13 protein-coding genes and 1 pseudogene are annotated in these 13,583 nt (G+C 61.6%); 8 read left to right on the forward strand and 6 right to left on the reverse strand.

Annotation, left to right across the window (positions count from 1 at the left end; translation table 11 throughout):
- Positions 1–48 precede the first annotated feature (48 nt).
- Both C2L65_RS18345 and C2L65_RS18350 read left to right on the forward strand, forming a co-directional pair.
- Complete coding sequence (locus C2L65_RS18345; protein ID WP_042304687.1) at positions 49–1,068, forward strand: aldo/keto reductase; 1,020 nt, start codon at positions 49–51, stop codon at positions 1,066–1,068.
- Positions 1,069–1,078: 10 nt separating this feature from the next.
- The gene (locus C2L65_RS18350; protein ID WP_042304686.1) at positions 1,079–1,507 is read left to right on the forward strand and encodes an SRPBCC family protein; all 429 of its coding nucleotides are present in this window, start codon (positions 1,079–1,081) and stop codon (positions 1,505–1,507) included.
- 80 nt (positions 1,508–1,587) lie between these two features.
- On the opposite strand, the gene C2L65_RS18355 is transcribed toward C2L65_RS18350, so the two are convergent.
- Positions 1,588–2,523: a LysR family transcriptional regulator gene (locus C2L65_RS18355; RefSeq protein ID WP_042304685.1), complete on the reverse strand. Its 936-nt coding sequence runs from the start codon at positions 2,521–2,523 to the stop codon at positions 1,588–1,590.
- 180 nt (positions 2,524–2,703) lie between these two features.
- Here C2L65_RS18355 and C2L65_RS18360 point away from each other — a divergent pair, with 180 nt between their 5' ends.
- From C2L65_RS18360 to C2L65_RS18375, 4 genes are all read left to right on the forward strand, one after another.
- Entirely contained in the window at positions 2,704–3,843 is a 1,140-nt protein-coding gene (locus tag C2L65_RS18360; protein WP_042304684.1) for an iron-containing alcohol dehydrogenase, read from the forward strand.
- Positions 3,844–3,911: 68 nt separating this feature from the next.
- Positions 3,912–5,228, forward strand: coding sequence for an MFS transporter (locus C2L65_RS18365; RefSeq protein WP_042304683.1), 1,317 nt, complete (start codon positions 3,912–3,914; stop codon positions 5,226–5,228).
- Between the two features lie 69 nt (positions 5,229–5,297).
- Complete coding sequence (locus C2L65_RS18370) at positions 5,298–6,500, forward strand: alpha-hydroxy acid oxidase (protein WP_081920730.1); 1,203 nt, start codon at positions 5,298–5,300, stop codon at positions 6,498–6,500.
- Positions 6,501–6,517: 17 nt separating this feature from the next.
- Complete coding sequence (locus tag C2L65_RS18375; RefSeq protein WP_042304681.1) at positions 6,518–7,306, forward strand: SDR family oxidoreductase; 789 nt, start codon at positions 6,518–6,520, stop codon at positions 7,304–7,306.
- 63 nt (positions 7,307–7,369) lie between these two features.
- Here C2L65_RS18375 and C2L65_RS18380 read toward each other — a convergent pair whose 3' ends face one another.
- Both C2L65_RS18380 and C2L65_RS18385 read right to left on the reverse strand, forming a co-directional pair.
- Complete coding sequence (locus tag C2L65_RS18380; protein WP_007740930.1) at positions 7,370–8,338, reverse strand: cyclase family protein; 969 nt, start codon at positions 8,336–8,338, stop codon at positions 7,370–7,372.
- A 71-nt stretch (positions 8,339–8,409) separates the two neighbouring features.
- Positions 8,410–8,724 (reverse strand): NIPSNAP family protein, encoded by a 315-nt coding sequence (locus C2L65_RS18385; protein WP_009770001.1) that lies wholly within the window; start codon positions 8,722–8,724, stop codon positions 8,410–8,412.
- A gap of 240 nt (positions 8,725–8,964) precedes the next feature.
- Here C2L65_RS18385 and C2L65_RS18390 point away from each other — a divergent pair, with 240 nt between their 5' ends.
- Positions 8,965–10,554 carry an aldehyde dehydrogenase (NADP(+)) gene (locus C2L65_RS18390; protein WP_042304765.1) on the forward strand — a complete coding sequence of 530 codons (1,590 nt, stop codon included), beginning with the start codon at positions 8,965–8,967 and terminating at the stop codon, positions 10,552–10,554.
- A 683-nt stretch (positions 10,555–11,237) separates the two neighbouring features.
- On the opposite strand, the gene C2L65_RS18395 is transcribed toward C2L65_RS18390, so the two are convergent.
- Positions 11,238–11,918: a LysR substrate-binding domain-containing protein gene (locus C2L65_RS18395; protein ID WP_233446613.1), complete on the reverse strand. Its 681-nt coding sequence runs from the start codon at positions 11,916–11,918 to the stop codon at positions 11,238–11,240.
- 60 nt (positions 11,919–11,978) lie between these two features.
- Positions 11,979–12,104 (reverse strand): annotated as a pseudogene (locus C2L65_RS46610) (helix-turn-helix domain-containing protein); the annotation flags it as partial.
- Positions 12,105–12,220: 116 nt separating this feature from the next.
- On the opposite strand from C2L65_RS46610, the gene C2L65_RS18400 reads away from it, so the two are divergent.
- Positions 12,221–12,832: an NIPSNAP family protein gene (locus C2L65_RS18400; protein WP_042304764.1), complete on the forward strand. Its 612-nt coding sequence runs from the start codon at positions 12,221–12,223 to the stop codon at positions 12,830–12,832.
- Positions 12,833–12,992: 160 nt separating this feature from the next.
- Here the strand turns inward: C2L65_RS18400 and C2L65_RS18405 are convergent, their stop codons facing one another.
- Positions 12,993–13,568 carry a TetR/AcrR family transcriptional regulator gene (locus C2L65_RS18405; RefSeq protein ID WP_042304679.1) on the reverse strand — a complete coding sequence of 192 codons (576 nt, stop codon included), beginning with the start codon at positions 13,566–13,568 and terminating at the stop codon, positions 12,993–12,995.
- Between the last annotated feature and the right edge of the window lie 15 nt (positions 13,569–13,583).

Genomic DNA, 13,583 nt, shown 5'->3' on the forward strand with positions numbered 1-13,583 from the left:
CTTGTCACCCTAGACTTTGCGCTACCGACTCAATCAAAGGAGCAAGTCATGAGCATCAAGGACAAACTGCCGGCCGGCACGCAGCTGGGTTTTGGCGCTGCGCCGCTGGGCAACATGTTTCGCAACATCCCCGAGGAAGAAGCGCTGGCAACCGTGAAGGCAGCGTGGGATCAAGGCGTGCGTTATTTCGACACGGCCCCGCTGTACGGCGCCGGCCTCTCGGAAATCCGGCTTGGCGATGCGCTTTCCGACCGCAGGCGCGACGACTACGTGCTGAGCACGAAAGTAGGCCGCGTGATTCTCGACGAAATCGAGGATGTCAGCGCGCGCGATCTCGGCGAGAAGGGGGATGTGTTCGCCTTTGGCCGTCCGAACAAGATCGTCAACGACTACTCGGCCGACGCGACGCTGCGCTCGATCGAAGACAGCCTGACGCGCCTGAAGACGGATCGTCTGGACATCGTCTGGGTACACGACGTCGCGCAGGACTTCTACGGCGACGAATGGCTCGCCATGTTCGAATCGGCACGCAAGGGCGCGTTCCGTGTGCTGAACCGTCTGCGCGACGAAGGCGTGATCAAGGCGTGGGGGCTGGGTGTCAACCGCGTCGAGCCGTGCGAACTGCTGCTCGATCTCTCGGAAGTGAAACCGGATGGCTTCCTGCTCGCAGGCCGCTATTCGTTGCTCGATCACGAGCGTGCATTGCAGCGGCTGCTGCCGGCCGCTGCCGCGAAAAACGTGGAGATTGTCGTCGGCGGTCCGTATAGCTCGGGCGTGCTCGCGGGCGGCGCACACTTCGAATACCAGAAGGCGTCGCCTGAGATTCTCGCGAAGGTCGAACGTATCAAGGCGATCGCCGCGCGTCACAACGTGAGCGTCAAGGCCGCCGCGCTGCAGTTCGTGCTGGCCAATCCGGTTGTCGCCGCAGTGATCCCCGGCGCGAGCAAGCCGGAGCGCATCGCGGAAGACCACGCTGCCGTCAAGGAAGCGATTCCCGCAGACTTCTGGCGCGAGTTGCGCGAGCAAGGTCTGGTCGCCGCCAATGCACCGCTGCCCGTCAAGGCTTAAGGAGACTGACATGGCCCAAGCCAATGCGTCGATCCGCATTCCCGTTTCGCCCGACAAGGTGTGGCAACTGATCGGCGGCTTCGACTCGCTGCCGGACTGGCTGCCCTACATTCCGTCGAGCGAATTGAGCGAAGGCGGACGTGTGCGGCGTCTTGCCACGCCGGCCGGGGATGTGATCGTCGAGCGTCTGGAAGCCTTCGACAACCGCGCGCGCAGCTATACCTATTCGATTCTCGAAGCGCCGTTTCCCGTCACGGGCTATCGCTCGACGCTGCAGGTGCGTGAGAGCGAAGAGGCGGGTGCATCGCTGGTCGACTGGAGCGGTGAGTTCACGCCGACCGGTGTGAGCGACGACGAAGCATCGAGGCTTTTCGAAGGTATCTATCGCGACGGTCTGCGCGCGCTGGCGGCATCGTTCGCCGACAAAGGCATCGCGTAACTTGCGTGGATTCGGGCCCGATGACGCACTATCAGGCATCCGGGCCCGTCATCACGCGGGACGCAGGGCACCCGACGGCATTACGCTTCGCCGCCATGTTTGGCGTTCAGCTCCTCGATCAGCTGTCGCGCGCCGGGCGAGAGCTGCGCGCCTTTTCGGGTGACGAGTTCATAAGGCTCGCTACGCGAAGCAAGATGCAGCTGAAGGATGCACGTCATCTCGTGACTGGCGAAAAACTGCGCGACGTCGATCGACACCAGCGCGACGAACGACGGATTGCTCTGCAGCAGCGCGAGCGTGGCGAATGCAGACGTCGTTTCGAGCAGATGCATGGGGAAGCGAAGATCGGCTTCGCGAAACTCGCGCTCCAGCAATAGCCGCATCGGCATGTTCGCGCGATACACCACCCAGCGGTATTCCGCGACGTCCTGAAGCCTGACCTTCTTCGCGCGCCGCAGCGGATGCTGCACATTGGCCACGACTGCGAGCGTTTCCCCCTGCAGCCGCGTGGTTTCGTAGTGCTGCGGCGTCTGACTGATCGTCGTGCGACAGATCGCCAGATCCAGCCGGCCTTCGTCGATCTGGCTGAGCAATGTTGCGCTCGTGTCTTCGACGATTTCGACCGAGATTTCGGGGTTTCGCGCGATCAGCGAACTGATCGCATCGGTGAGCAGCGGCACGGCGCCCATGATCACACCGACCGCCACACGGCCGCCCTGGCCGCGCATGATCCCGACGATCTCTTCACGCATGTGCGACAGATCGGTGTGGATCAGGCGTGCGTAGCGAATCACGCAGCGTCCCGCTTCGTTGGGCTCGAGTCCCCGGTTCGTGCGATTGAACAGCGGTGTCCCGAATGTCGTTTCGATTTCCTGCAAGGCCTTGCTGGCGCCCGGCTGCGTGAGCGCGACCTGCTGCGCCGCCTTCAGCAACGACCCGTGATCCCCGAGGGCGATCAGGAGTCGCAGTTGCTTCAGATGCAGGCGGGAAATGATGGAATTGAGCGGCGGTGTCATGAAGGTTGAGGGAAAGTTATATCTGTATCAAATCTTCTCAATTACTGAGAAATGGGCGCCTCCTTATACTGGCCCACACACGGCGTCTAAAAAGCGCCAGCATCAACGCGACGGTCCGGTTATGGGCCGTTGGAGTCCGGCGCCGAGGCGCCACAGCCACTATAACTGACGCTCATTCCCATGTCTCTCATCAACTACATCACGCAGATTCAGTTCGACTACGGTGCGATCCGTTTGCTTAGCAGCGAATGCGAGCGAGTGGGTATCAGGCGGCCGTTGATCGTCACGGACAGAGGTATCCGGGCAGCAGGCATCATCGATACCGTGCTCGACGCGCTCGCTGGCACGGCGCCCGTCCCGATCTATGACGGCACGCCGCCGAACCCCAACGAGGCTGCGGTGCGCGACGCGGTGGCGGCCTATCGCGCGGGAGACTGCGACGGCATCGTCGCCGTGGGCGGCGGTTCGGCGATCGATCTGGCCAAGGGTGTTGCCGTTTGCGCGACTCACGAAGGGCCGCTGCAACGATTCGCCGTGATCGAAGGCGGCGCGACGAACATCACCACGAAAACCGCGCCCGTGATTGCCGTGCCCACGACAGCGGGCACCGGCAGCGAAGTGGGGCGTGGCGCCATTCTGATTCTCGACGACGGCCGCAAGGTCGGCGTGATCTCGCCGTTCGTGGTACCGCGCGTGGCGATCTGCGATCCGGATCTGACGCTGGGCTTGCCGCCCGCGTTGACGGCGGCGACCGGCATGGACGCGATCGCACATTGCATCGAGACCTTCCTCGCGAGCGCGTTCAATCCACCCGCCGACGGCATCGCGCTGGACGGACTGTGGCGCGCATGGCGTCACATCGAGCGCGCGACGCGTGAACCGGGTGACCGTGTGGCGCGACTGAACATGATGAGCGCATCGATGCAAGGCGCGCTCGCATTCCAGAAAGGCTTGGGCTGCGTGCATAGCTTGAGTCATTCGCTTGGCGGCATCAATCCGCGCCTGCATCACGGCACGCTCAACGCGATCTTTCTGCCCGCGGTGCTCGAATTCAATCAGCACGCGCCATCCGTGCGCGACGAGGACAAGCTCAACCGCATGGCAACCGTTATGGGGCTTGGCAACGGTGCGGAGGTGGCGCCGTCAGTGCGGACCATGACGCAGCGGCTCGGCTTGCCGACCGGCCTCGCGCAACTGGGCGTCACGCCCGCGATGTTCCCCGACATCATCAGGGGCGCACTCAAGGACCACAGCCACAAGACCAATCCCCGCGAAGCGTCCGATGGCGATTACCGCGCCATGCTGGAAGCATCGCTCTGATGCATCGCATCTGACTGACTCAGTGCCGCGCAGACGGCACTCCAACAAATCAACCGGAGACACTCAACATGCAGGCGAGCAAAAAGCTGCGTCGTATCCAGCGCATTTCCATTTTCTTTTTGACGCTGGCGGGCTGCGTCAACTATCTCGACCGTAGCGCGCTATCGGTAGCCAACAGCACCATTAGCGGCGAAATGGGGCTTAGCGCGTCGCAAATGGGTCTGTTGCTTTCCGCGTTTTCGATGTCCTATGCATTCGCGCAGTTGCCGGTCGGCGTCCTGCTGGATCGTCTGGGCGCACGGCTGATGCTCGGCGCAGGCATGTTGCTCTGGTCGGGCGCGCAGCTGTGCACTGGCTTCGTACATGGCATCCAGCAGTTTTTCCTCGCACGGATGTGCCTTGGCATCGGCGAAGCGCCGCAGTTTCCTGCCGGCGCGAAGGTGATCGGCGAATGGTTCGCGCTGCGTGATCGCGGCGCTCCAACGGGGATTTTCGTGGCCTCGTCGACGATCGGCCCCGCGATTGCGCCGCCGATCCTCACTGCGCTCATGTTGACCCTCAGCTGGCGCGAGATGTTCATCGTCACGGGTGTGTTCGGCATATTGGTGGCGCTAGGCTGGTACGCGGTGTATCGCAACCGCAGTGAAGTGGAGCTGACACCCGACGAGCAGGCCCATCTCGCCGAAGGTGCCCAGGAAGAACCCAACGCAGCACCGCTGAACGGCGCGCAGTGGCGCAATCTTTTCGCGCAACGCACGACGTGGGGCATGCTGTTCGGCTTCATGGGCGTCATCTACATGGTGTGGCTGTATCTGACCTGGCTGCCCGCGTATCTGGAGCACGAACGCGGCATGAGCATCGCGCGCGCGGGCTGGGTCGTGGTGATTCCGTACCTGGTCGGCACGCTCGGCATGGTGGGAAGCGGCTATATCGCCGACTGGCTCTACAGCAAAGGCATGGCGCCGATCACGAGCCGCAAGTGGCCGATCTGCGTGGGGCTCGTCGGCGCGGCGGCGGCCACCGTCCCGGCTGCATTGACGCCTTCCGCCTGGATGGCCATCGTGTACATCTCGGTGGCGATGTTCTTCCTCAACATGGCATCCGGCGGCGCATGGTCGCTCGTGAGTGTCGCCGCGCCCCGTCACGCCGTGGCGTCGCTCGGCGGCATCCAGAACTTCGGCGGTTTCCTGGCGGGATCGGCTGCGCCGATCGTCACCGGCCTTGTGGTGGACCGCACGCATTCGTTCGTGAACGCGCTGATCGTGAGCGCCGCCGTCGCGCTGCTTTCCGCCGTTGCATACATGGTCATGGTGCGCAGGCCCGTGAGCGTCACGCAAGAGCACGAAGAGGGTGCCGTGCTTGCAACCGTGCAGGCGGCCGACTGAACGGCAGCGAGCGCAGCAGCCATATCACAGCAGTTTCAAACCGATAGACAGTCAAGGTGCAGGGATCGAATGTCAGTCATTACGTGTGTTGAGGATTTGCGTCTGATGGCGAAGAAGCGCGTGCCGAAGGCGTTTTACGATTATGTCGATAGCGGCTCCTATTCGGAATCGACGTACCGCGAGAACAGCCGCGCGTTCGACGACCTGAAGCTGCAGCAGCGAGTGGCCGTGAATGTCGAAGGCCGGAGCACGGCCAGCACGATGATCGGTCAGCCAGTGACCATGCCCGTTGCCATCGCGCCAACCGGCCTCGCCGGCATGCAATGGGCGAACGGCGAGATGCTCGGCGCGCTTGCCGCAAAGCGCTTCGGCGTGCCGTTCACCTTGTCGACGGTCAGCATCTGCTCGATCGAAGATGTCGCGCGTCATACCGCCGCACCGTTCTGGTTTCAACTCTACGTGATGCGCGACCGCGGCTTCAATGCGTCGCTGATCGAGCGCGCGAAGCTGGCTGGCTGTTCGGCGCTCGTCGTCACGCTGGATCTGCAGATCAACGGCCAGCGGCACAAGGACCTGAAGAACGGCATGACTGTTCCGCCGCGTCTCACGGCTTCCAACCTGCTCGATTTCGCGTCGAAGCCAGGCTGGATGATGCGTGCGCTGCGCGGCGCCAAAACCTTCGGCAATCTGGCGGGCTACGTCAAGGGCGGCGACGACGTCATCGCGATCAGCAAGTGGGTGGCGCAACAATTCGACCCGACGCTCGGCTGGGACGATCTCGTCGCCATCCGGCGCGGCTGGGATCGCAAGCTCGTGCTGAAGGGCATCCTGAGCGTCGAGGACGCGCGCATGGCCGCATCGATCGGCGCCGATGCCATCGTCGTGAGCAATCACGGCGGGCGGCAACTGGATGGCGCGCCGCCCAGCATCGAAGCGTTGCCGGCGATAGTCGAGGCTGTCGGCGACAAGATCGAAATATGGGTGGATGGCGGCATTCGCAGCGGGCAGGACGTAATGAAGGCGCTCGCGCTGGGCGCGAAAGGCACCATGGTCGGACGTGCATTCATGTACGCACTCGGCGCATTGGGCGAGGCCGGCGTCACGCGAATGCTGCAGATACTGCAAAGCGAACTCGACGTCAGCATGGCCTTGTCGGGCGTGCGAACGATCGGTGAAATCGGCCGGCACAATCTTTTTCAGCGTCGTCATGATCTGCTGTCGCGCGGCAGCCTGGGCGAGTCGCAGGATCGCGCTGAGACGGCAATCGTTTAAATCAAGGAGCAAGCTGGATGGATCTGAACATCAAAAGTCGGTGGGCGCTGGTGTGCGCGGCAAGCAAGGGTCTGGGAAAAGGTTGCGCACAAGCGCTGGTCGCGGAGGGTGTAAACGTCGTCATCACGGCACGCGGCAGTGACGCGCTCGAGGCGACCGCACACGCGCTGCGTATGCTCAATCCCGCGGTCACGGTCAAGACCGTGCCCGGTGACATCACGACGAGCGAAGGGCGCGCCGCTGCACTGGCGGCGGCGCCTCACATCGACATTCTCGTGAACAACGCGGGTGGCCCGCCGCCGGGCGATTTTCGCAACTGGTCGCGAGAGGACTGGATCGCCGCAGTCGATGCGAACATGCTGACGCCGATCGAGTTGATCAAGGCAACCGTGGACGGGATGGCCGAGCGGGGCTTCGGCCGCATCATCAATATCACTTCGGGCGCGGTGAAGGCGCCGATCGACGTGCTGGGACTATCGAACGGTGCGCGTTCGGGGCTGACGGGTTTTGTCGCGGGACTGGCGCGGCAAAAGCGTATTGCGCAGGCCAATGTGACCATCAACAATCTGCTGCCGGGGCTGTTCGAAACCGACCGTTTGCGTCAGTCGACGCGAGCAGCGGCCGATGCGCATGGTCAGAGCTACGACACGGCGCTGGAAGCGAAGCGCCAGATCGTTCCGGCTGGGCGCTTCGGAACGCCTGAGGAGTTCGGGGCGTTCTGCGCCTTCTTGTGCAGCGCGCAGGCCGGATATCTGACGGGTCAGAATGTGCTGCTGGACGGCGGCGCCTATCCGGGCACCTTCTGACGCACGGACTGCGGCTGACGTAGCGCGCATGCCTGACAACCGGGGCATGCGCGCTACGCGTGCTTATTTGATGACGAGAGGATTGACGGGAGCACCCGTGCCGCCAACGATCTTCAGCGGTGCAGCCGTATAGAGGAATTGCCATTGACCGTCGCGTTCGCAGTCGCCTGCGAGTTCGTCGAGCAGCACGACCTCGGTAAATACGACGCCCAGGTTGCGCATCAGCGCGTTGTGCAGCGGAATCATCACGCCCGACACGGGATCGACAGTGACTTCGTTGCCCATCGTATCCGTCACGAGACAAGGAATTTCCATCTCCCGAAACCACTCGACGAGTTCACGGCTGAACGTCAAGCCCGGCTCCATATAGTCCTGATAGAACTCATCCGCGTCGCGCTCGTAGAACGAGCCGATCCAGCCGGTGCGGATCAGCAGGATGTCCCGCGGCTCGATGGTCACGCCCTGCGCGCGCGCGGCATCGAGCAGATCCCGATGGTCGAACGTTTCGCCCTTGTCGAGCACGGGCTTGTTGCGGTGACGCGCCATATCGATCAGCACGGCGCGGCCGGCAATGCCGCGCTCGGCGATCGGCAGAATGCTGGCGCGCGCCAGGCCACCGACGGTGCTCATCGCGTCATAGCCGTTCCAGAGGGTGTCGTCGTACCAGACGTGGCCGAGTGCGTCGCATTGCGTCGATCCTTGAACATGCATGAAGATCACATCGTCGGCATATTCGACGTTACCGTCGAAGTGTGCCTTGCCTGCCAGAAAATGGCCTTTATCGAGCACGTTCATGCGCATCGAAGGGCGCCGGCCGGGAAATAGCGGCTCGCCTTTAGCATGACCGATGTCGACTTGCAGCGTGAATGTCTTGCCCTGTCGCACCGCGGCGATGCCGCGCAGAATCTCCGCCGATTGAAGATAGTTCAGCGCGCCGACTTCGTCGTCGGGTCCCCACTTGCCCCAGTTTCTGGGCAAGCCTTCGAGCAGTTGCTTGACGTCTGGATTGCCTTTGGGGTTGGGCACACACATGATTGTCTCCTTGGTTGTTGAAGCAAGCACGAAGTGGCTTGCCTTTGAGTTGTTGCCTGACGGATGCTTGCCTAGCGGATCGGCGAGAAGGAGGCGGCCAGCATGATGCGGGACTCCTGATCGATGAGCAGCGGCGTGGCCTTTGCGATGAACCTGTTCATCCAGTTCGGATCTTCGAGCAGCGCAGCACGGCGCTTAACGCGCTCGTCGAGGCTTTCCCATGCCCAGATATGCACGACCTGATTCAATGTGCCGACTTCCGTGTACCACCAGCCGATCAGCTTCGCGTGACGCGAAATGATGGGCAAGCCTTCCGCTTCGAAGTTCTGAAGATATTCTTTCAGCTTTCCTGGTTGAACCGTATAGGTTCGCATTTCATAAAACATGAACGAGTACTTTCCAAATTAAGCAGAAAGTCAGTATAGAAATCATCCAATAGCCTTTAAATTGAGAGCTTCTTATAGCGCTATAACGAGCTGTCATGTCCAAAGCGTTGACGCTTGCCAGCCGGTTTGAAATCATTCCGTGAAGGTGCTGCGAGGTCGAAATTGCAGCGACGCGAGCACAGTCGAGTGAATAACGACGCCCGGGACAGGGCGTCGACTTATCCCATCAAGGAAATGAAAATGAACATCGCAGGGAACTTGTTGATTGGCCAGAGCGTGCGACGCGGAACGAACGGCGTGTCGTATGCCATCGACGCGGCGAGCGGCGAACGATTAGAGCCGGGCTTCGGTGGCGCGACGCTCGAAGACGTCGATGCAGCGTGTGCATTGGCATGGTCCGCTTTCGATATCTTCCGCGAAACCACGCTCGAAGCCCGCGCGGAATTTCTGGAGACGATCGCGGCCAACATCCTCGCAGCAGGCGATGCGTTGATCGAGCGCTGCGCCGCGGAGTCGGGCTTGCCGCGCGCGCGAATCGAAGGTGAACGCGCGCGAACGGTGGGCCAGTTGCGGATGTTCGCGGGTGTCGTGCGAGCAGGCGACTTTCTCGAAGCGCGCATCGATCCGGCTCAGCCCGAGCGCAAACCGGCACCGCGCGTCGATCTGCGTTTGCGGCACATCGGGCTCGGCCCCATCGCGGTGTTCGGTGCCAGCAATTTTCCGCTGGCGTTCTCGGTGGCAGGGGGCGACACCGCTTCCGCACTGGCCGCTGGGTGCCCGGTGATCGTCAAGGCCCATGCCGCGCATCCCGGCACGTCGGAACTGGTCGGCATGGCCGTGCAGAAGGCGGTGAAGGACTGCGAAATGCCAGAGGGGACCTTCTCGCTGCTGTTCGGAAGCGGCCGTGAAATCGGCCAGGGGCTGGTTCGCGATCCCCGCATCAAGGCGGTCGGATTCACCGGCTCGCGCCATGCGGGAATGGAGTTGATGGCAGTCGCCGCCGCGCGTCCCGAGCCGGTGCCGGTCTATGCGGAAATGAGCAGCATCAATCCGGTGTTGCTGTTTCCGCATGCGCTTGAGCAGCGCGGCGAAGCGATCGCTCAGGCCTTCGTGCAATCGTTGACGCTCGGTGCCGGGCAGTTCTGCACGAACCCGGGTTTGATTCTCGCGGTGGAAGGTCCCGCACTCGATCGCTTCGTGGCTGCGGCTTCGGAGGCGCTGAGACGGGCGCCGGCCGCAACGATGCTCACGCCCGGCATTCATCGGGCGTTTGAAACGGCGGTGTCGAAGTTCGCCGAACATCCGCAGGTGCAGACGGTGGCGCGCGCGCAGCCTGCGACCGGCGCGAACAAGGGACAAGGCGCGCTCTTTGTGACAAGCGCCGCCGCGTTTCGTGAGCAAACGGAATTACAGGAAGAGATTTTCGGCGCGGCGTCATTGATCGTGCGTTGCCCAGATCTGCACACGATGCGTGAACTGATCGAGTCGCTGGAAGGACAGCTGACGGCAGCGTTGCAGATCGATGAAGCCGATTACGCAGCGGCGCGTTCGTTCCTTCCGTCACTGGAGCGACGCGTGGGCCGCGTGCTCGTCAATGGCTTTGGTACGGGCGTCGAAGTCGCGCATGCGATGGTCCACGGCGGTCCTTATCCGTCCACCGCCGACGGTCGTTCGACTTCGGTCGGCAGCCTCGCGATCCGCCGCTTTTTGCGGCCGGTTAGCTATCAGGACATGCCGGAGGCGCTGCTGCCCGAGTCGTTGAAAACGGGCAACCCGTGGCGAATCAATCGTCTCGTCGACGGGAAGATCGCATTGGCGCAGCGCGCTTGATCGTCGTTGCCCAGGTCGGCGCGATTACACCGCCGCCTTTGCGGCGGCGAGGTCACGAGAAGGGCAAGACGTACTGGTTTAAAGGAACACGCTCGACGGTTTTTCGGTCGGGGTTAGCGACTGCCTGATCGATGCCAGCCTGGGCGAACTGTTCTGATCTAACCGCAAGGACAACGACAATGCATCAAGCCAGTCAGCAATGTCGGGAGCACGGTTGCACACTTCCGTCCGCCGGTGCCGACCAGAAGCTCCGCCACTGTGAGGTTGACCGCGATGGCCACCGGCAGGAACCATCGTCTCCGGCTGGACATGATGTCACCTCCTAGGCACTGCCTGGCCTTCGCGGGCTCGGCGGACTGCAAAATCCGGAAGCCGCACCGATGATAACTAGAGTTAGCGGCATTGCGTTTATTGGCCCCAAAGTGCCGCGTGTTGCGCCGCAATCCGTTATGCAGGTTAACGAAGTGGTGTGACGCCGACTGGCCGTTATACCCCCGTAAGCCGCCGCTTTGGCCGCTCGGGGTCGGACGACGGCAACGGGTCGACAGCGGTCCGATGACCCACTGTGGTGGGCCTGACTACCGTGATAAAGAGCAGTTATCGTGGCGTGAAAGCTTCTCGTTCAGGCGGGAAAATTTATGGGCCGCCCTATTTTTGCGGCCAAGGATAGCCCCTACAACGCGTCATTGCGATTTCAACTGCGGTTCGCGACCAATGCACTCCGCCAGAAATGCCATAGCCGCCTGGATAGCCGGCGTGCGCCGCAGATCGGGGTAAGTAACAAGCCACAATGCTGCGTCGGGCGGGTTGACATCGACGCTTAGCCTGACGAGCTCTGCGTCGCGCCCGCCGAGCATCGTCGGTAGAATCGCAACCCCTACATCGTTTCGCGCGGCCATCTGCTGTGCGATAACATCGCTCGTTTCGAACACGATGGGTCTGCCGTCGAGAAATCGGCGCAGCCAGACCTGATGCTTCACGTGGTCCAACGACGCGTCATAGGCGATGAATGCCCACTGTGCGGGAGGGCGTGCCGCATAGGCGCGGCTTGCGTATAAGCCGAAGCGAATCGCACCAACCCGGCGCGAAAGTAGACTCGCCTCTTGTGGTTTGAACATTCGAATCGCGATATCCGCAACACCTCGGTCAAGCGGCGCGATTTCCGGGGTACTCGCCATAACGAGCTTCAAGGACGGATGGCGCTCGCGGAATTCCTGAATATACGGGGCAATGCAAAAATTGCCGATCGTAGGCGGAACGCTGATCCGCACCGACCCGGACATCACTGCCGAGGTCCGAAGTGCAAATCCGTCGATTGCCTGTGCGCTTTCCGTCATCCTGACGGCGAGTTCGGCAACGACCATTCCATCTTCCGTTAGTCGGGTGCTCCGGGGTAGCCGATGAACGAGTTTCAAACCGAGCGTCGCCTCGAGCGATGCTATGCGACGCCCGACCGTCGCGTGCTCAACAGAAAGCTCACTGGCAGCACCAGAGAGTGATCCAGTGCGTGCGAGCACGAGGAAGTACCGCAAATCTTGCCAGTCGAACATAGCGAATTTTTGACGGAGCGTGTGAACGGATTGGGAATACCGCGTGAGAACGTCTCAGTCTAATCTGGTCATCAATCGGACGCTGACGGTCGTCCGAAACACCATGGAGATTGGACATGTTTTACGAACTGACTACTTTGTCCTCGCACATCCTTAAACTGCCTCAGGTTATCAAGAACGCGGAGGCTTACCTCCACCGCTCCGAAATATCGGGTCATTGGCTCGGCGCATGGACCTCCGAAAATGGTCCGCTTGGCAGTCTGCGGATGCTGCGGGGATTCAATGACGCTCACGAACTGGCGTATGAACGAGAACGTGCGCTTCATCACTCGAATCCTTTCGGAGCAACTACCAGCGACTGTCGGATCGAGATGGAGAGTTACGCCGGGTTTTCGTTTCTTCCTCCGGTAGAGCCGGGGTCCTTCGGCAAATACTACGAATTCCGCACTTACTGGCTTCGACCGGGTGGACTTGAGCCGACTATTGAAGCCTGGAAGGCCGCGATGCCTGAGCGCTCGAAACGCTCGCCCCTGACAGTCAACATGTATGCGCTTGATGGCGCTCCTCGCATCACCCACATCTGGCCGTGGGAAAGTCTCGATGAGCGCATCGCGATCCGTGCGAAGTCATACGCTGATGGCGTCTGGCCGCCCAAGGGAGGACCAGATCAGTTTTTTGACGCGACATCGACGATCTGGATACCGACAGATAATTCGCCACTTAGCTGAATCTCGTATGCTGGTCTCGGCAGGGAGCGAGCACGCTTGCGTTGCGTTCCGCTATTTGGCCGAGTTCGGCCCCAAGCGGCCGGTCGGCTGCCGTGAGTCGATCGTTGACAACTCAAAACCGTTTGCGACGCTCGCGTCGCTCACGCAATTCACAAGCGTGCTAGGCAGGAAGTAGTCCGGCAGCACGATAGCCGTCGATCAGTGTGTCGTAGAGGGAGACATCCGAACGGCTCCTCGCAATGAGCTGTGCGCCAGCTACGGCGGCGAAGATAGCGCGGGCCCGTGGATCACTTCCTTTTGAGTCAACAACCCCTGCCGCTGAGAGAACCTTGCTCAGCCAAGCGATGTGCACCTCAGCGAAGGTTCGGACTTCCTGCATCACCTCACCGGGAAGGTCATCGCTTTCGGCAGCCATGAAGCTGCACAAGCAGATGCGATTTGCGTTTTCCAGCGCCTTGCGAAACGTTTCGGGATAGCGGTGCAGGCAGTGCAACGGGTCCGGGGATTCGGCCTGGAGAGCTTCAAGAACCGCTGCCGAGTCCTCCCAATACCGTCGTGCCACCGCTGCGCCGAGGTCGGCCTTGTTCGTGAAGTGGTGATAGATGCTAGCGGGTCTGATATCAACATCTTCCGCGAGATCCCGAAAATTCAATCCACTGTAGCCGTGGGCCTGAGCAATCTTCGTGGCCGCCGCCAGGATCCGCTCCCTGGAGCCTGAGTTCGATTCGTTCCGCATTTGTACGGTTCTCCG

This window comes from Paraburkholderia terrae, assembly GCF_002902925.1.
In the GTDB taxonomy this organism is placed as follows: Bacteria; Pseudomonadota; Gammaproteobacteria; order Burkholderiales; family Burkholderiaceae; genus Paraburkholderia; species Paraburkholderia terrae.